The organism is Mesorhizobium sp. M1406, from assembly GCF_040317555.1.
In the GTDB taxonomy this organism is placed as follows: Bacteria; Pseudomonadota; Alphaproteobacteria; order Rhizobiales; family Rhizobiaceae; genus Mesorhizobium.
The window spans coordinates 1-18,208 of record NZ_JAMYKW010000007.1 but is presented as its reverse complement, the minus strand read 5'-3'; the positions used below and the strand labels follow the sequence as shown (position 1 = coordinate 18,208).

General features: G+C 64.4%; 18 protein-coding genes. 12 read left to right on the top strand and 6 right to left on the bottom strand.

Annotation, left to right across the window (positions count from 1 at the left end):
* Positions 1-114: 114 nt before the first annotated feature.
* The 5 genes from NKH03_RS08890 to NKH03_RS08870 are packed head-to-tail and all read left to right on the top strand — an operon-like array spanning position 115 to position 4,847.
* Complete coding sequence (locus tag NKH03_RS08890; RefSeq protein ID WP_352968096.1) at positions 115-915, top strand: ABC transporter ATP-binding protein; 801 nt, start codon at positions 115-117, stop codon at positions 913-915.
* Complete coding sequence (locus tag NKH03_RS08885) at positions 912-1,661, top strand: ABC transporter ATP-binding protein (protein WP_352968095.1); 750 nt, start codon at positions 912-914, stop codon at positions 1,659-1,661. Before NKH03_RS08890 ends, NKH03_RS08885 begins: the two co-directional genes overlap by 4 nt.
* Positions 1,658-2,566 carry a branched-chain amino acid ABC transporter permease gene (locus NKH03_RS08880; RefSeq protein ID WP_352968094.1) on the top strand — a complete coding sequence of 303 codons (909 nt, stop codon included), beginning with the start codon at positions 1,658-1,660 and terminating at the stop codon, positions 2,564-2,566. The genes NKH03_RS08885 and NKH03_RS08880 overlap by 4 nt, the downstream gene beginning before the upstream one ends.
* Complete coding sequence (locus tag NKH03_RS08875) at positions 2,563-3,546, top strand: branched-chain amino acid ABC transporter permease (RefSeq protein WP_352968208.1); 984 nt, start codon at positions 2,563-2,565, stop codon at positions 3,544-3,546. The genes NKH03_RS08880 and NKH03_RS08875 overlap by 4 nt, the downstream gene beginning before the upstream one ends.
* Positions 3,543-4,847 carry an NAD(P)/FAD-dependent oxidoreductase gene (locus NKH03_RS08870; RefSeq protein WP_352968093.1) on the top strand — a complete coding sequence of 435 codons (1,305 nt, stop codon included), beginning with the start codon at positions 3,543-3,545 and terminating at the stop codon, positions 4,845-4,847. Before NKH03_RS08875 ends, NKH03_RS08870 begins: the two co-directional genes overlap by 4 nt.
* 8 nt (positions 4,848-4,855) lie before the next feature.
* On the opposite strand, the gene NKH03_RS08865 is transcribed toward NKH03_RS08870, so the two are convergent.
* From NKH03_RS08865 to NKH03_RS08850, 4 genes are read right to left on the bottom strand one after another with little or no spacing between them, the layout of a single operon-like run.
* The gene (locus NKH03_RS08865; protein WP_352968092.1) at positions 4,856-5,512 is read right to left on the bottom strand and encodes a GntR family transcriptional regulator; all 657 of its coding nucleotides are present in this window, start codon (positions 5,510-5,512) and stop codon (positions 4,856-4,858) included.
* Positions 5,513-5,525: 13 nt separating this feature from the next.
* Positions 5,526-6,830, bottom strand: coding sequence for an aspartate aminotransferase family protein (locus NKH03_RS08860; protein ID WP_352968091.1), 1,305 nt, complete (start codon positions 6,828-6,830; stop codon positions 5,526-5,528).
* Positions 6,831-7,877 carry a phosphotransferase gene (locus tag NKH03_RS08855; protein WP_352968090.1) on the bottom strand — a complete coding sequence of 349 codons (1,047 nt, stop codon included), beginning with the start codon at positions 7,875-7,877 and terminating at the stop codon, positions 6,831-6,833.
* 8 nt (positions 7,878-7,885) lie between these two features.
* Complete coding sequence (locus NKH03_RS08850; RefSeq protein ID WP_352968207.1) at positions 7,886-9,187, bottom strand: ArgE/DapE family deacylase; 1,302 nt, start codon at positions 9,185-9,187, stop codon at positions 7,886-7,888.
* Here NKH03_RS08850 and NKH03_RS08845 point away from each other — a divergent pair.
* Positions 9,110-9,295 carry a hypothetical protein gene (locus NKH03_RS08845; protein WP_352968214.1) on the top strand — a complete coding sequence of 62 codons (186 nt, stop codon included), beginning with the start codon at positions 9,110-9,112 and terminating at the stop codon, positions 9,293-9,295. The genes NKH03_RS08850 and NKH03_RS08845 overlap by 78 nt on opposite strands.
* Before the next feature lie 103 nt (positions 9,296-9,398).
* On the opposite strand, the gene NKH03_RS08840 is transcribed toward NKH03_RS08845, so the two are convergent.
* Positions 9,399-11,045, bottom strand: coding sequence for an acetolactate synthase large subunit (locus NKH03_RS08840; RefSeq protein WP_352968089.1), 1,647 nt, complete (start codon positions 11,043-11,045; stop codon positions 9,399-9,401).
* 213 nt (positions 11,046-11,258) lie between these two features.
* Positions 11,259-12,167, bottom strand: coding sequence for a LysR family transcriptional regulator (locus NKH03_RS08835; RefSeq protein WP_352968088.1), 909 nt, complete (start codon positions 12,165-12,167; stop codon positions 11,259-11,261).
* Positions 12,168-12,269: 102 nt separating this feature from the next.
* Between NKH03_RS08835 and NKH03_RS08830 the strand changes: the two genes are divergently transcribed.
* The 6 genes from NKH03_RS08830 to NKH03_RS08805 all read left to right on the top strand — a co-directional run bounded on the left by NKH03_RS08830 (position 12,270) and on the right by NKH03_RS08805 (position 18,090).
* Positions 12,270-13,259 (top strand): zinc-dependent alcohol dehydrogenase family protein, encoded by a 990-nt coding sequence (locus NKH03_RS08830; RefSeq protein WP_352968087.1) that lies wholly within the window; start codon positions 12,270-12,272, stop codon positions 13,257-13,259.
* Between the two features lie 271 nt (positions 13,260-13,530).
* A complete protein-coding gene (locus NKH03_RS08825) occupies positions 13,531-13,824 on the top strand; it encodes a TFIIB-type zinc ribbon-containing protein (protein ID WP_352866913.1) in 294 nt (97 codons plus the stop codon).
* A 71-nt stretch (positions 13,825-13,895) separates the two neighbouring features.
* Positions 13,896-14,888, top strand: a complete 993-nt coding sequence (locus tag NKH03_RS08820; RefSeq protein WP_352968086.1) for a Tim44 domain-containing protein — start codon at positions 13,896-13,898, stop codon at positions 14,886-14,888.
* 330 nt (positions 14,889-15,218) lie between these two features.
* A complete protein-coding gene (locus NKH03_RS08815) occupies positions 15,219-15,770 on the top strand; it encodes a MaoC family dehydratase (protein WP_352968085.1) in 552 nt (183 codons plus the stop codon).
* 2 nt (positions 15,771-15,772) lie between these two features.
* Positions 15,773-16,933, top strand: a complete 1,161-nt coding sequence (locus NKH03_RS08810; protein ID WP_352968084.1) for a CaiB/BaiF CoA transferase family protein — start codon at positions 15,773-15,775, stop codon at positions 16,931-16,933.
* Positions 16,930-18,090 (top strand): extracellular solute-binding protein, encoded by a 1,161-nt coding sequence (locus NKH03_RS08805; protein WP_352968083.1) that lies wholly within the window; start codon positions 16,930-16,932, stop codon positions 18,088-18,090. The genes NKH03_RS08810 and NKH03_RS08805 overlap by 4 nt, the downstream gene beginning before the upstream one ends.
* Positions 18,091-18,208: the final 118 nt, after the last annotated feature.

Below are 18,208 nucleotides of genomic sequence, written 5' to 3'. Positions count from 1 at the left end.
TGGCCGGTTTTCGGCTTGCGGACGAAATTAAAGCCGAATAGCGTGATCAAAGCAACTGTGATCACAAATCAATAATCAGAAGACGGCAACGATCGTCTTCGGCCAGAGGGTTTGATGAGCGAGGCAACCAAACGGCAAGGGCAAGAAACCCGCGCCCCGGTTCTGACGGCAAGGAACGTCGTCAGGCGGTTCGGCGGCCTCGTCGCCGTCAACGATGTCTCGTTCGACGTCAGGGCTGGAGAAATCCTCGGTCTCATCGGCCCGAACGGCGCCGGCAAGACGACGATGTTCGATCTGCTCGCCGGCAGCATCCTGCCGACCGGCGGCGAGATCCTGCTCAATGGCACGCCTGTCTCGGGCGAAGCCGCGCATCTGCGCATCGGTCGAGGCCTTGGCCGCACCTTCCAGATCCCGCGCCCGCTGCCCAACCTGACGCTGATCGAAAACATCATGCTGGCGGCACAGGGCCAGGCCGGCGAAAGGCTGCTCGCCAATTTCGTCACCCCATGGCGCGTGGCGGCGCAGGAACGGGCAGCCAGGACAAAGGCGCTCGAACTGCTGGAGCTCGTCACCCTCACCCATCTCGCGCATGAGCCGGCGCGCGTGCTTTCCGGTGGCCAGCGCAAGCTGCTCGAACTCGCCCGCGTCATGATGGCCGATCCGGCGATCATCCTGCTCGACGAACCGGCGGCGGGCGTCAACGCAACGCTGCTCGAAGTCATCATCGACCGCATCCGCGATATCAACGCGCGCGGCATCACCTTCCTCTTGATCGAGCACAACATCGACATGGTGACACGGCTCTGCCATCGCGTCCTGGTCATGGCGAGCGGCCAGTTGCTCAGCGAAGGCACGGCGGAACAAGTCGCCCGCGACCCGCGCGTCATCGAGGCCTATCTCGGAGGCACCGCATGAGCGCGACCGTCCTCGACGTCCGCGATCTCGAAGCCGGCTACGAGCCCGGCGTGCCGATCGTGCGCGGCGCCTCGATCACCGTCGGCAAGGGCGAGATCGTCGTCGTGCTCGGCCCCAACGGCGCCGGCAAGTCGAGCTTCATCAAGGCGATCGCCGGCCTCGTCCCGATCACTCGTGGCACCGTGTTTCTGGACGGCAAGGACATCACTGCCGCGCCGGCCCACACCATGGTGCGGCTCGGCCTGGCGTTCGTACCGCAGACCGAAAACATCTTCCCGCTGATGTCGGTCGAGGACAATCTCAAGGTCGCCTGCGGCATCCTCGAGCGGCGCGAAATCCCCGCCCGCATCGAGGAGATGTATGCGGCCTTCCCCGACCTCGTCCGCCAGCGGCGGACCGCCGCCGGCAACCTTTCGGGTGGACAGCGGCAGATGCTGGCCGTCGCACGGGCGCTGATAGTCCAGCCCAAGGTGCTGGTGCTGGACGAGCCGTCGGCCGGCCTGTCGCCGAAATTCGTCTCGATGGTGTTCGAGATGCTGGCCGGCATCCGCAGATCCGGCGTCACCATCCTTTTGGTCGAACAGAATGCAAAGGCAGCGCTTGCCATCGGCGACCGCGCCTATGTGCTGGTCGAGGGCAAGGACCGGCACGAGGGCGTCGCCTCCGAACTGTGGAACGATCCGGTCGTCGCCGAGCTCTATCTCGGCCAGCGACCCCGTAAGTCCGACACAGGAGGTGGGGGATGAGCCTGCAATTCGTCGTCGACGGACTTTTGACGGGCTCGATGATCGGCTTGGGCGCGATCGGCGTGACGCTCACCTATTCGATCCTGCGCTTCTCGAACTTCGCCCATGGCGATTTCATGGCCTGGGGCACCTATGCGACATTGGCCGTCGTCAGCGCCATCGGCGCTACCTTCGGCAAGGTGGCGCCGATCGCGCCGTTGTCCTTCGGCTGGCCGCTCATTGTCGCGCTGATCGTCGGCATGGCCTTCACCGCCCTCTTGGCGCTGTTGCTCGACAAGGTGCTGTTCGCGCGGCTTCGCTCGCAAGGCCAGGCGATCATCGTGGTGATGGCGAGCTTCGGCGCCTCGATGGCGCTGAGAAGCCTGCTCGAATTCACCTTCAGCTCGCGGCCGACCTATTTCAGCCGGGCGATCCAGATAGCCATGCCGGTCGGATTCGGCATCCGCATCACGCCCGACCAGATCGCGCTTTTGCTGTTGACCGCCGTGCTGGTGCTCGGCGTGCATCTGTTGATGACGCGCACGCAGACCGGCCGCTCGATGCAGGCCCTGAGCCAGAACGCGGCACTGGCCCGCATCGTCGGCATCGACGTCGCCAGCGTGGTGCGCATCACCTGGGTCATCGGCGGCGCGCTCGCCTGCGTGGCCGGCGTGATGATCGGCATTCTGGTGCAGATCCGCCCGTTCATGGGTTTCGACATGCTGCTGCCGATGTTTGCCGCCGCCATTCTCGGCGGCATCGGCAGCATCCCAGGGGCGGTGCTCGGCGGGATGATCATCGGGCTGGCCGAAGCCGGCGCGGTGCAATTGATCGGTGCCGAATGGCGCGCCGCGATCTCCTTCATCATCCTGATGGCGGTGCTGTTCGTGCGGCCGATCGGTCTGTTTGGTGTGAGGGAACGCTGATGGACCTGCTTGGCTACGGCGCCTTCTTCCTGACCACCGCGCTGATCTTTTCGCTGGTCACGCTGGGGCTCAATTTACAGTGGGGGCTGACCGGCCTGTTCAATGTCGGCCTCGCCGGCTTCGTCGCCATCGGCGCCTATACATCCGCGCTGCTGACGACACCGGACGACGCTGCACGACTCGGCGGCTTCGGCCTGCCGATCCTTGCCGGCTGGGCGGGCGCCATGGTCGTCGGCGGCATCGCCGCGGCCCTTACCGGCATGGCGACGCTGCGGCTCAGGTCCGACTATCTGGCGATCACCACCTTTGGCGTTGCCGTCGTCGTGCAACTGGTCGCGCTCAACGCGCAGAAACTGACCGGCGGCCCATTCGGCATCGGCTTCATTCCGCGCCCCTTCGGCGGCCTTGCCGAGACGCCACTGCTGTTCAACCTGTCGAACCTCGCCGTCGTCTCGGCCGTGACGCTGATCGCCTATCTCGCTTTGGAGCATCTGTCGCGCAGCCCGTGGGGACGCGTGCTGAAGGCACTGCGCGAGGACGAGCGGGCGGCGATCTCACTTGGCAAAAGCGCGCGTTTCTATCGCGTCCAGGCCTTTGCCGTCGGCGGCGCCATCATGGCACTGGCCGGCGCGCTGCAGGCGCATTTCACCGGCTTCATCGCGCCGGACAATTATCTGCCGATCCTGACCTTCCAGGTGTGGGTGATGCTGATCGTCGGCGGCTCGGGCAGCAATCTCGGCGCCGTCATCGGCAGCATCCTGGTGTGGGCGATATGGGCCGGATCGGGCACGCTGACCAGCATCCTGTTCCAGCCCGAACAGCAGGCGCGCGCCGCCGCGCTGCAGATCGCCGCGATCGGCGTCATGCTCTGCGTCATCCTGCTGATCCGGCCAAACGGCCTGTTCGGCGACAGGCCGCGGCGGCCATGGTTCGGCAAGCGGGCGAAGATCGCTCAGGCCAAGAGCAGTTCCGGGTCATGAATGCCGTGGTCCGGCAGGAAGCCCATGACGCTTCGCTCTGGCATGCGGTCAGCCGCAATCGCCGCGAGCGGCCGGCGCTGCAAGGCGGGCTCGATGTCGACCTCGCCATAGTCGGCGGCGGCTTTTCCGGCCTTTCAACCGCACTGCACGCCGCCGAGAAAGGATTTTCCGTCGCCGTTCTCGAAGCCGAATTCATCGCCTGGGGCGCGACCGGCAGGAATGCCGGCTTCGTCGTGCCGAACTTCGCCAAGATGGACCCGGCCGACATACTGGCCCACCTCGGACCTTCGCGCGGGGAAAGGCTGATCGATTTCGCCGCCGGCAGTGCCGATCTGGTGTTCCGCCTGATCCGGCAGCACGGCATCGACTGCGACGCGGTGCAGAGCGGATGGATCCAGCCGGCGCATTCGCTTGCCGCCTTCGAGAAGGTCAAGTCACGTGCCGGGCAATGGGCGCAACGTGGCCGGCCGGCAGTCACATTGGATCGGCAGGAGGTCGAGGCGCTGACGGGCGTGCCAGGCTATGTCGGCGGCTGGATGGATCGTTCTGGCGGCGTGCTCAATCCGGTCGAATACGCGCGCGGGCTCGCCGATGCGGCGGAGAAAGCCGGCGCGAATATCTTCGAGCGGACGCGCGTCACCTCGGTTGATCGCATGGCCGATGATTGGATGCTGAAAACGCCTTCGGGATCGGTGCGCGCCGCCAAGGTGTTGATCGCCACCAACGCCTATGGTTGGTCCCTCGATCCGTCATTGCAGCGAACCTATTTTCCGCTGAAAGTCTTCCAGATCGCGACAGCGCCACTGCCTCGTGATGTGCGCAGCCGGTTGCTTCCCGGTGAGCAAGGCGTCGGCGACACCAGGCGCAATCTCTTCACCTTCCGCTTCGACGCCGAAAACCGGCTGATCAGCGGCGGAATGCATATTCTTGGCGCCGGCGCCGACACGCGTGTACCGCGGACGATCTGGCGAAGGCTTGGCCGGCATCTCGGTCTGCCTGACCTGCCACCGCTCGCCTATAGCTGGTCGGGAATGGCTGCGGTCGAACCGGATTTCCTGCCGCACCTGCTCGATCTCGGGCCGGGCCTGATCGCCGGTCGTGCCTGCAACGGCCGTGGCATCGCCATGACGACGGCGATGGGCAAGGTGCTGGCCGACTGGGCCTCTGGAACCGACGCCCGCGACCTGCCGCTGCCCTTCGCGCCGCCGGCGCCGATCCCGTTCCATGCCATGCTGCGGCATGCGCCCAACATGTTGCTCGGCTGGAGCATGCTGCGCGACCGTTTGGACGAGACGCGATAGGCGAACAGTCAGCTGGCCGCGCCAAGGTTGGCCGACAAAACCGCGGCCGCCATTGCGATGTCCTCTTCTATGAAAATCCGCACAGTGGAACCGCTGCGCTGCTCCAGTGCGGCGACGATCTTGCGATGCGAGTCATTCGACTGCGGAATGTAGCGATCGGCCCGCATCAGCAGCTTGAGATAAGGCCCGACCCGACCCCAAAGATCGCGGATCATGTTCAAAAGGATCGGCGCGCCGGCGTGCTGGTAGATGGCGAAGTGGAAGGCCTCGTTGAGCGTCAGATAGGCCCTGGCGTCGCCGGCCTCGATGGCACGCTGCATGCCGGCAAGGATCGCCTGTATGTCAGCCAGCCCGCTTTCGCTCATCCTGGTCGCCGCCACCTCGCCCGCCAGCCCCTCGACGGCGATGCGGATGCGCGTCAATTCCTCGAAGGCGGGCGCGGACAGCAACGGCACGATGACCGAGCGGTTGTTCTGCATCTCCAGAAGCCGCTCGGCGACAAGCCGTTGCAGCGCCTCGCGGATCGGTGTCGTCGAGATGCCGAACGTCTCGGCGAGCTTGCGGATGACCAATGTCTGGCCGGGGCTGAAGCCACCCGAAATCAATTCCTGCTTGAGCGCGCCATAGGCGCGGTCATTCAGGGTTTGATGTTCGAGCTTCAGCATGCGTTCGGTCCGCTCACCAGTTCGACAGGGCGCGATCGAGCGTCTCGGCCAGTTGCTCGGCATTGTCCCTGGCAAACGGCAGAGGTGGCCTGATCTTCAGCACATTGCCGCGCGGACCGCAGGACGAGATCAGAACGCCGTCTTCGCGCATGGCTTCGACAACCCCCGATGTCTTGGTGGCAGCCAGAGCCTCGCCGTCCGCTGTCAGCTCGACACCGAAATAAAGACCGTTGTGCCTGATATCCGCGACCGCGCCATGCCGGCTCTGCAGGGTGCGCAGCAGGTCAGCCGTATAGGCGCCAACATCGCGCGCATTCGCGATCAGCCCCTCGCCTTCGATCACGTCCAGCACGGCGAGGCCGACGGCCGCCGCGACCGGATTGCCGCCGAAAGTGTTGAAATAACCGGTGTTCGAGCCGAATGAGGCGACAAGCCGCGGCCGCACGAGCACGGCGCCCATCGGGTGCCCATCGCCGATCGGCTTGCCCATGGTGACGATGTCCGGCTCGAGGCCATAGTTAGCAAAACCCCACATGCCCTGGCCAAGCCGGCCGAAGCCGGACTGAACTTCATCGGCGATGACGATGCCGCCGGCCTTTTTGACTATATCGGCCGCCTCCCGCATCACCGCCGCATCGGGAAAGAAGATGCCGTCGCTGGAAAAGGCCGAGTCGAGAAGCAGCGCTGCCGGCTTGATACCTTTTGCGCGCATGCCCTCGATGGCCGTGGCGACGTTCTTGGCGAAATCATGCGCGGCACGGCCATGGTCGCGGAACGTGTCCGGCGCCGACACGGTCCGATGCTGCGCGGGCACGCCCTTTGCCCCGACCGCCGCGGGCGACAGTTGAGCCGTCGCGATCGTGGCGCCGTGATAGGCGAAATCGGTGATGATCACCCCGGTGCCGCCGCTGGAATTCTGGGCGATGCGGATGGCGAGGTCGTTGGCCTCGCTGCCGGTGCAGGTGAACATGGCGTGGCCGAGATGGGCCGGAACGGTGCCGAGCAGTTTCTCCGCGTAGTCGAGGATGATTTCGCTGAGATAGCGCGTGTGCGTGTTGAGCGTCGCGGCCTGCCCCGACAGCGCCTCGACCACGCGCGGATGGCAGTGCCCGACCGAGGCGACATTGTTGTAGGCATCGAGGAACTTGCGGCCCTGGGCGTCGTAGAGCCACACGCCGCTGCCGCGCACCAGATGGATCGGGTTGCGGTAGAAGGCGCGGTAGGTCGGCCCGAGCAGCCTGGCTCGGCGTTCAAGCAGCGCGCGCTCCGATGCCGCGTCGGCATTTGCAGGGTAAGGCGAGGACTGGGACACGAGCATCTACTCCGGATTGGAATGGTCGAGGAAATAGCGGCGGGCGTCAGTGGACGAGAGTTCGTCCAGCCGTTCGAGCGAGGCCCACACTTCGGTGGCGAGACGCAGCACATAGTCGCGCTTGGCCGGGAAGCGCTCCGCCTGCCAGCTGGCGATGTTGGCGATGAGCGCAAGACGGGCCCGGATCAGATCGAAGAGAATGCCGATCTCTTCGGCCTCGAGCGGCTGCACGGATTGATAGCCGGCGACGAAGCGCGCGGCCGGCGCCAGCGGATGGCCCTCCGCCGGCCAGCGGTAGACGGCGCCGATGGCGAGGTCGCAGATCAGCGGCGAATGGATCATGTCGCCGAAATCGAGGATGCCGCTCACGACTTCCGGCCGCGAAGCATCCATCACCACATTGTAGGAGTTCATGTCGTTGTGGACGATCTGGGCGCGCAGTTTCGGGATGACCGGCGCCGCATGCTCCTCGAAGGAGTCGATTGCGCGCTCGACCATGGCCCGCCGACCAGCGTCAGGGATATGCGCCATCATCGGTCGCGTCTTGGCGACCTTGCGGATATCCCAAAGCAGGTCGCTGCCGGCGGCCGGATGGAAGAAACCGCGCAGCGCCCGGCCAAGGCGAGCGAGAAAAATACCGAGATTGCGGTCCTGCGCCGCTGACGGGGGTGAGCGCGACAGCAACTGGCCGGGCAGATAGGTGACCAGCCGGATGATGCGCGGCGCCGATCCACCGACGCTGACCGTGAATTGCGCCTCGCCCTGCAAGCTTTTGCGCACCGAGGGAACCGGCAAGGCAGGGTCGACCGCGAGGATGTGGTCGAGCGCCTTGTTCTGGAAGTCGGTGAAGCCGGCCTCTTCCGCCGGATGGGAGATCTTCAGGACGAACTCGCACTCACCGTCGGTCTGGATGTGGAAATTGTGGTCGCGTTCGCCAGGCAAAGGACGCGCGGCGCCGGTGAGCCCGTAGTGCCGGCGCAGGATGGCGAGCGCGTCGGCGGTCGAGACGTCAGGCGCGTCCTCGGCGAGTGTTTCGCCGAAAGCATCGGACATCGCGGCGCTCATGACCTGACCTCGGGATCGATGGGTTCGAGGCCGCACCAGTCGGCAATGAACAGCGCGATCGTCTGGGTGACCTTGCGCACCGAGTCGAGATCGACTGCCTCGTCATAGCCATGCGGCATGCGGCAGATCGGGCCGTAGACGATCGCCGGCGTGTCGGCGTAGAGGCCGAAGAAACGCGCATCGGTCGTCGCCGAGGTGATGTGTTCGGTCAGCGGCTCGCCCCAGACGGCGGTGTGGCTGCGGCGCAGCACAGCCTCCATCTTGTCGGCGCCCTCCAGCACATAGCCCTCGGCCATGAAGCCATTGTAGGTGAGGGTCGGCGGGCGATTGGCCAGGAACGGGTCGGCGCGGGCCGCATCGGCGATGCAGGCCTCGAGCTCGGCTCTCGCATCCTCGAGCTTCTGGCCGGGATAAGTGGCGACGCGCATCTCGAAGACACAGCGCGCCGGAACGCTCGACGTCCACTCGCCGCCTTCGATCTTTCCGAGGTTGAAGCGGATCGGATGCGGGTGGCCGTGGAAATGCTTGTCATCGACCTTGCGCGCGTTCCAGACGATTTCGAGCTGCTTCAGCGCCTGGATGATGACGAAGGCCTTTTCGATGGCATTGGCGCCGGCGGAGAAAGCCCCGGATGCATGCCGCGGATCGCCGTCGACCTCGACCCGGAACCAGATCGGACCGACCTGTGCACGCATCAGTCGCGGTTCCAGCGGTTCGGGAATGAAAGCGGCGTCGGCGCGGTAGCCGCGCTGCAGACAGGCGAGCGCGCCATTGCCGGTGCACTCCTCCTCGACCACCGACTGCAGGTAAACGTTCGCGGCCGGCTGGTAGCCGAGACTGCGCAAGGCGGTCAGCGCATAGCGGCAGGCGGACAGGCCGGCCTTCATGTCGCCGGCGCCGCGGCCATGCATCCAGCCATCTTCGATCGCCGGATCGTAGGGGTCGCGCACCCAGCGGTCGAGCGGCCCCGTCGGCACGACGTCGATATGGCCGTTGAGGATCAGCGAGCGGCCCAATGCGTTTCGCGGCGTATGCGTGGCAACGACATTGAAGGCATCGTTATAGGAGACGGCCACGGGTGAAAAACCCGGCAGGTCGCGAATCGCATCGACATCGACGCGCCACATGTCGACCGCATAGCCATCCGCTTCGTACGCGGCGGCCATAAAGGATTGTGCGGCATGTTCCTCGCCACGCTGTGAGGGAAAACGCACGAGGTCTTGCAGAAACGCGACCTGTCGCACGAAGCCGTCATCGACCGCGCTGAGAATGGCCTCGTCCGCAACCCGCTTAGGCATCATATTTCACTTTCACTTGTCGGCAAGGCGGCGGCCGACGGCATCGGCTACGAGATCGCTAGGGATTTCGGCACCATCGTACCGGTGACACCTTACTGCAAGGTCTAGGAACTTCGGCTGCGCGGCACATCGAACCTTGTCCGTGCCACGCAGCCATCTGGCGGTCGATCTGGATAGGTCGACAATCCTGGCGGCGGCGTTGTTGCCGCCGTCAGGGCGCCTGGGTCGCCGGCAGCCGCTCGCGCAACTCGTCGACAAGCACCCTTATGTTTTCGGAATAGTCGATAGGCACGACGACGAGATGCACGCCGCCGCCGGCGAAGGCCTGTTCCAGCGCTGGTCGCAATTCGGCGATCGCGCCAACCCTGGTCCCCTTGGCGCCATAGGCCTCGGCGTATTTCACGAAGTCGGGATTGCCGAAGGTCATGCCAAAATCCGGAAACTCGTCGACCGCCTGCTTCCAGCGGATCATGCCGTAGGCGTGATCCTCGAGCAACAGAACGACGAGGTTGAGCTTGAGCCTGACGGCGGTCTCCATTTCCTGGCTGTTCATCATGAAGCCGCCGTCGCCGCAGATTGCCATGACACGGCGCTGTGGATAGAGCAGTGCCGCCATCATTGCCGACGGCAAGCCCGCGCCCATGGTGGCCAACGCATTGTCGAGCAGCAGCGTGTTTGCCATCCGCGTCCGGTAGTTGCGCGCGAACCAGATCTTGTACATGCCATTGTCGAGGGAGAGTATGCCGTCCGCCGGCATCACGGCGCGAACGTCATGCACGATGCGCTGCGGTGTGAAGCGATCTTCGGTAGCGCGCGCGGCGATCCGGCTCAAAATACCCTCACGCAGCGGCAGAAGGGCCTGCGCGTTGGGGATATTGCCCTCGATGCGGTCGGCCAGCAGCGCCAGCGAAGGCCCGAGGTCGCCGACGATTTCGGCCTGTGGGAAATAGACCTGCTCGACATCGGCCGTTTGATAGCCGACATGAATCACCTTCGGGCCCTTCGCCCCCATGATGAAGGGCGGCTTCTCGACCGTGTCGTGACCGATGGTGATGATCAGATCGGCCTGTTCGATGGCCTCGTGCACATAGTCGCGCTCCGAAAGGGCTGCTGTTCCCATATAGAGCTCGGTGCCGCCGGGCACGGTGCCCTTGCCCATCTGCGTGGTGAAATAGGGAATTTGCGTGCGCAACACGAACTGCGCGAGATCGGAGGTCAAGCGCGGCCGCGACGCCGCCGCGCCGAACATCAACAGCGGACGCCTGGCTTCCATGATCATACGGGCGGCGCGATCAAGCGCGCCCGGGCTGGCCAGCGGCAGTTCGACCGGGTGCGTCGGCACCAGTGCGATCGGCTCGCACTCCGCCGCTGCAATGTCTTCCGGCAACTCCAGATGCACGGGCCCCGGTCGCTCTTCCTGGGCGACACGGAAAGCTTCGCGCACCAGCGACGGGATCATCTTCGGCGAGACGATCTGGCGCGACAGCTTGGTCAGCGGCTTCATCGCCGCGATGATGTCGACGATCTGGAAGCGCGCCTGCCGGGATGACAGGATGCCTTTCTGGCCGGTGATCATGATCATCGGCATCGCGCCGAGCAGCGCATAGGCCGAACCGGTAGAAAGATTGAGCGCACCTGGGCCAAGCGTGGTGATGCAGACTCCGGGCTTGCCGGTCAGCCTGCCATAGGTGGCGGCCATGAAGGCAGCCGCCTGCTCGTGGCGGGTCAGGATCAGCTGGATCGAGGAGCGGCGGATGGATTCGACGATATCGAGATTTTCTTCGCCCGGAATGCCGAAAATCCGTTCGACCCCTTCGTTCTCGAGGGCCGCGACGAACAGATCCGAACCTTTGGTCATAAACCGTCCCTCCCGCAATGCGCTCAACAGTCGGCCACTTTCATATGGCACTGGAACGCGACGCCTCAAAGACCCAGAGCGTGCACTCTTTCATCGGCTTTGCAGAAGCAAGCTGAGGTGTGTCCTTGTTGTCGACGCGTGGCGGCGACGAACTGATCGTCGACCGTGCCGAGGTCAAGGAACATCGGCGCGATCTTAACCGAGAGGCGGACGCTACGGCCAGGCCATCATTTTCGGCAGGGCGGCGGCCAGCGCATCGACGGCAAGCCGCACCTTCAGCGGCAGATGCGGCGTCTGCGGCCAAAGGGCGTGGCAGTCGTAGAGGTACCGCGGCTGGTCCGGCAGCAGCGCGACCAGCGCGCCGGTCTGAATGCGGTCACGCACCAGCCAGTAGGGCAGCCAGGCGACCCCCATGCCCTCGGCAGCCGCGTCGCCTATGGCATCGAGATCGTCGAGCCGCAACCGGCCGGTCGGCATGATCTCCTGCGTCGGTTGCGCCTCGCGCGCAAACAGCCAAGGCTGAACGATCTGGCCGAGCCGGCGGTAGACAATGGCATGATGGTCGGCGAGATCCTCGATCCGCAGGGGTTCGCCGTGACTTTGGAGATAGGCGGGCGCGGCGCAGACGACCATATCCTGGCGAGCGACGCGACGGGCGATCACCCCCGCCTTGTCGTCCAGGGTACCGGTGCGGATGGCAAGGTCGTAGCCGTCCTCGGCGAAATCGGCGAAGCGGTCGCTGAGCGACAGGTCGAGTTCCAGCATCGGATATTGCCGCGCCAGCCGCAGCAGCACCGGCGTCACGCAGTGACGGCCGAAATGCGCCGGCATGGTGACGCGCAGCTTGCCACGCGGCTCCGAGAACTGGTCGGCGGCGAGCGTATCGGCGGCCTCGGCCTCGGCCAGCACCACCCGGCAGCGTTCATAATAGGCGCGTCCGAAGTCGGTCAGGCTCTGCCGGCGTGTGGTCCGGTTGAGCAGCCGCACACCCAGCCGCTCCTCGAGAAACCGGACATGCTTGCCGACCATCGGGCCGGATAGGTCGAGCGCGATCGCCGCGGCCGCGAACGAGCCGAGGTCGACGGCTTTGACGAACACGGCCATGCTCTCAAGCCGATCCATATTCGAAACTCCTGGTTCCTACTGCTCTCCCTTTGCAGCCATTTATCCCCGACGAGCCTAGCTGCATAGCTCATTCGGTTCAGATAACTTGGAGTCTCCCGAATGGTACATGTGGTTCGCTTTCACCAGCATGGTGGTCCCGAGGTTCTGCGCATCGAGGATGTCGAATTGCCCCGACCGGGTCCGGGCGAAGTCCAAATCCGCGTCAAGGCGCTCGGCCTCAATCGCGCCGAGGCGCTGCTGCGCGCGGGCGCCTATATCGAGACGCCCACCCTGCCTTCCGAGCTTGGCCTGGAAGCGGCGGGTATTATCGAGGCCGTGGGCGAAGGCGTGAACGACTTTGCACCGGGGGACGCGGTCAGTGTCATCCCGCCGCGATCGATGGTTCGCTGGCCAGCTTATGGCGAGGTGGTCACCTATCCCGCTAGGCTCATCGTCAAGCATCCGCCGTCACTTGACTGGCAAACGGCGGCGGCCGTCTGGATGCAGTATCTCACCGCCTATGGCGCGCTAATCGATATTGCCAGGCTTAGCGGCGGGGATGCCGTTGTCATCACCGCGGCCTCAAGCAGTGTCGGGCTTGCCGCCGTCCAGATAGCAAATAGTGTAGGCGCGACAGCGATCGCGGTGACGCGAACGTCAGCCAAGAAGCAGGCTCTGCTCGACGCCGGAGCGGAGCATGTCGTGGTCTCGGCCGAGGAGAACCTGGCGGCGCGATTGAACGAGATCGCCGGACCGCAAGGTGTGCGCGTCGTCTTCGATGCGATCGGCGGCCCGATCTTCGAGCCGTTGACAGCGGCAATGGCGCGTGGCGGCATCCTGATCGAATATGGTGGCCTCAGCCGCGAGCCGACGCCGTTCCCACTGTCCGCCGTGCTGGGCAAGACACTGACGCTGCGCGGCTACCTCGTCCACGAGATCACCGGCAACCCGGCGAAACTGGAGGCCGCCAAGGCGTTTATCCTCGAAGGACTTGGGACTGGGGCTCTAAAGCCGATCATCGACCGGACCTTTTCGTTCGACCAGATCGTCGAGGCGCACCGCTACCTGGAGTCGAACGAGCAGTTCGGCAAGATCGTGGTGACGATCTGAGATCGTGGTGACGATCTGAGATCGTGGTGACGATCTGAGATCGTGGTGACGATCTGAGATCGTGGTGACGGTTTGAGCAGAGATGGCGAACAAATCAACATTGCCGGCAACATCGCCCTTGAAGGCACGGCTCCGCACTCCTAACTGTCCCGTGCGGGCCGGGCCCCTCTGACACTCGCTTTTGGCGATTGTGATGTCGGACCGCTTTAACGGGCCCGTTTCCACCCTTTTCGGTCAAGCGGGCTCAATCGTTTTTGGTTTGGAGCCCCACATGACATCTTCCCTTCTTGGTATGGTTTGCCCCTCCTGCCGCGTCGCGCTCGTGATGAGCGAACGCCAGGGTATCGAGATCGATTACTGCCCGCAGTGCCGCGGCGTCTGGCTTGATCGAGGTGAACTCGACAAGATCATCGAGCGTTCCGGCAGGGAGGCGTCGCCAGCACCGCAGCCGGCAGCATTCTCCCAGCCGCAACAGGGCCAGGGGCGCGATGACGATTATTCCCGCTCGCAGGGCCACCGCTATCCGAAGCGGAAGAAATCATTCTTCGAAGAGTTGTTCGATTGACCGCATGACGCCCGGCACCCGGGCCGGCGTTTGCTGAAACTTCAAAACCGCATCGATAAAGGTCCATCCCGATGATTTCCCGCACAAGCCGATTTGCAGCCCTCTTTGCGGGACTGTTCCTCGCATTCTCCATGGTCGCGATGGATCATGCCGAGGCCCGTCGCGGCGGCAGTTTCGGCAGTCGTGGCATGCGTACGTTCCAATCGGCACCGCCGACCAGAACCGCGCCAGCGCCGACCGCTCCCGTCGAGCGTTCGATGACGCCCAACGCCGGTGTGAACAACGCGGCCCGGCAGCCGCAGGCCGGCTTGCAGCGGCCGGGCTTCATGAGTGGCCTCGGTGGAACGATGATGCGCGGCCTGCTGCTAGGCGGCCTGATCGGCCTGCTCGTCGGCCAAGGCTTCGGCGGCCTCGCCGGCATGTTCGGTTTCCTGCTTCAGGCCCTGCTTATCGGTGGCGCAATCATGCTGGCCATCAGGTTCTTCCGCTCGCAATCCGCGCGCGGTCCCGCCCCTGCGCTGGCCGGCGTCGGCAATGCCCAGGCGTCGCGGTTTGAGAACCGTGCGACGACACAGCAGCAGACGGACACTGCACGCCCTTTCACGATTCCCGGCTTTGGCGGCGGTTCGAGCGGAGGCTCTCCGGCCACCGGTTCCGAGGAGATCACGCTGGCTCAGACCGACCTCGACGCATTCCAGCAGTTGCTGACTGATGTCCAGGAAGCATTCGGCCGCGAAGACCATGCCGCTCTGCGCCGCGCAACGACCCCCGAGATGGTGTCCTATCTGTCGGAGGAGTTGGCCGACAATGCCCAGAAAGGTCTTAGGAACGAGGTAACGGACATCACCTTGCTGCAGGCCGACATCGCGGAAAGCTGGCGCGAGGATGACCGCGACTACGCCACGGCCGCATTGCGCTACGAGTCTCGTGACGTGACGCGCGAACGGTCCAGCGGCAGGGTCGTCGAAGGCGACGATGATCACCCGACCGAGACGACCGAGCTGTGGACATTCGTGCGTGAGAATGGCTCGAACTGGAAGCTCTCGGCAATACAACAGGCTTGAGCTGAGTGCGAGCCTCGATGCGGCTGCGTGCGGGCGCTCAGCGCACCAACGGACAGCCGCGTGCCGATCTCTCTGGCGTGCCCGGTATCGCGGTCCAGGCTGCTGACAAATACCAGACAATCTTTGCGCATGAATTCCTCCCTCCCCGCCGCCTCTTCGGGCGCGCGGGAGCGGCTGAACTTTCGCCTCTTCGTGCTTGCATCGCAATCCCATATGTGAAAAGAATATTTACAAGAGAAGATTGACGGGAGGAGACGTCGTGCATTCAGGCGCCTTGACGCGTGTTCAAATGGCTGCGCGGAACCTCCTCCCGAACCGGCAGAGCCAGCCATGAACGATTTCGCGCCCACGGTCGGCGTCGCCTCGACGCACCCCGAAAACATGCCGGCGGATCATGCCGCGCTGCCGGTGTGGAATGCCGAAAACTGGTTCTACGAGGACTGGCCGGTCGGCCAGAAGATCCGTTCGCTACGGCGCACGATGGCCGAGGGCGACAGCCATTTGTTCAACACGCTGGTGCTCGACATCCACCCATATGTGCAGGACCAGATGTTTGCCGAGAGCGAAGGGATTTTCGGCAAGCGGCTGATCGCCGGCGCTTTCGTCTTCTCGGCCGGCCTCGGGCTGGTCGCCACCAATTGCATCAACGCCTTTTCCTATGGCTACGACAAGCTGCGTTTCATAAAGCCTGTCTTCATTGGCGATACGATCTATTCGATCCGCTCCAACCTCGACAAGAAGCCCCGTTACAAGGAGATGGGGCTGACCCGCGCCAGCTATGAGGTGTTCAAGGGCGAAGGCGAGCTCGTTCTCTACTGCGAACACCTGCAGACGGTGAAGTACCGCAACCCTGCCGACTTTGTCGGCAAGACGGAGAAATAACGATGCCGGCTGCAGCCGAATTGCCGCTCGCCGGCCTTGTCGTCGTCGACATGAGCCAGTTCCTGTCGGGCCCGTACTGCTCGCTCAGATTGCTCGATCTCGGCGCCCGTGTGATCAAGATCGAGCGCCCCGACGGCGGCGACCTGTCGCGCCGGCTCTATCTCAGCGACACCGAGATCGGCGGCGATTCCACCATCTTCCATGCCATCAACCGGGCGAAGGAAAGTCTTGCTATCGACCTCAAGAACGACGCCGATCTCAAGGTGTTGCGCGGGCTGCTGGCCAAGGCCGATGTGCTGATCCAGAATTTCCGACCGGGCGTCATCGAGCGGCTCGGCTTCGGCTATGAGGCGGTCCGCAACATCAATCCGCGGCTGGTCTACGCCTCGATCAGCGGCTATGGCGAGGACGGCCCTTGGGTCAAGCGGCCGGGCCAGGACCTTCTGGCGCAGGCGCGTTCCGGGGTGATGTGGCTGAATGGCGACGAAGACCAGGGGCCGGTGCCGTTCGGGCTCGCCATCGGCGACATGCTGGCCGGTGCTGCCTGCGCGCAAGGCATTCTGGCGGCACTGGTGAGGCGCGGCATCACCGGCCAGGGCAGCCATATCGAGACCAGCCTGCTGGAAGCGCTGGTCGATTTCCAGTTCGAGGTGCTGACCACGCATCTCAATGATGGCCGCCGCTTGCCCAGGCGCTCCAGCTTCCGCAGCGCGCACGCCTATCTGTCGGCGCCCTATGGCGTGTATCCGGCCAAAGACGGCTATCTCGCCATTGCCATGACGCCGATCCCCAAGCTCGCCGACCTCTTGTCGCTCAATGAGCTGGCACCCTATCGTGACCAGCCTGCATCCTGGTTCACCGCGCGCGACGACATCAAGGCGATTATTGCACAACGGATCGCCACTAAAACCATCGACGAATGGCTCGATATCCTTGAGCCGGCCGACATCTGGTGCGCCAAGGTGCTGACCTGGCCGGAGATGCTGGCGAGCGAGGGGTTCCAATCGCTCGATATGCTGCAGACGGTGACGCGAGAGGACGATGTTTCGATCCTGACCACCAGTTCGCCGCTCCGGGTCGATGGTGTCAGAGCCAAGGTCGACCGGGCGGCACCGCGCATCGGCGAGCATAGCGCTGCAATCCGCGAGGAGTTCGGCCTGTGAGCGTGCCCACACTCAAGGGCATGACCTGGAGCCACCCGCGCGGCTACGACCCGATGGTCGCTTGCTCATCCCTGTGGAAGCAAAAGACCGGCATCACCATCGAATGGGACAAGCGCTCACTGCAGGATTTCGAATCCTTCCCGGTCGAGGAACTGGCGCGTGCCTATGATCTTATCGTCATCGATCATCCGCATGTAGGCCAGATCACGGCGGAGCGCTGCCTCGAGCCACTGGATGTCGCCGGTCGCGAGGCGGAGCGCGCCGCGCTCGCCTCGGGCAGCGTGGGCCAGTCCTATCCGAGCTACAACTGGCAAGGGCGGCAATGGGCCTTCCCGATCGACGCGGCCAGCCAAGTCCAGGCGTGGCGGCCGGATGCGCTCGATGCGGCGCCGGCGCGCTGGAGCGATGTGCTCGATCTCGCCCGGCAAGGCCGCGTGTTGTTGCCGCTGCGCCCGCCCCATGTGCTGATGGCGTTCTACACGCTGGCCGGCAATCTCGGCCATGCCTGCACAACCGATCCGTCCCACGATCTGATCGATGTGGAGATCGGCGGCGACGTCTTCGAGGCAATGCGCGAGATTGCGGCGCTGGTCGAGCCGGCCTGTTTCGAGATGGATCCGATTGCCGTCTCGGAGCGCATGGCGGAGGCCGATTCCAGGATCGTCTGCGCGCCGCTGATCTATGGCTATGTCTCCTATGCGGCGGCTGGTTTTCGTCAGAACAGGCTGGCTTTTGCGGACATTCCGGTGATCGGTTCCGCCGGCCCGATCGGTTCGGCGCTCGGTGGCACCGGCATAGCCATTTCAGCCTTCTCCAAGGCCAGGAATGCCGCGATCGACTTCGCCTACTGGGTCGCCAGCGGCGATGTCCAGCGCGGTCCCTATGCCGCCGCCGGCGGCCAGCCCGGCCATGCCGCGGCCTGGGGGGACCAGACCGTCAACGACGCGACTGGCAATTTCTATCGGAATACGCGCGCGACGCTGGAAGGCGCATTGGTGCGGCCACGCCATGACGGCTACATGGCGTTCCAGCAGGCGGCGTCCGACCGCATCCTTTTCGGCATGACCTCCGGGCATCAGGCACGGCGGGTCGTTGCCGATCTAAATCGCCTGTTTCGGGAAAGTTCCCCGGCGCCCGGCGCTGCCCGTAAAGCATGAACGAGCCCGCCTAGTACCTCTGCACAGGGATTGTGACTCTTTGGCCGTTGGCTTTGGATAGGCCTTGGCCAATTTAAGGCGCGCTTGTTCGGTTGAGAACATCCAGTTGATGCGGGCG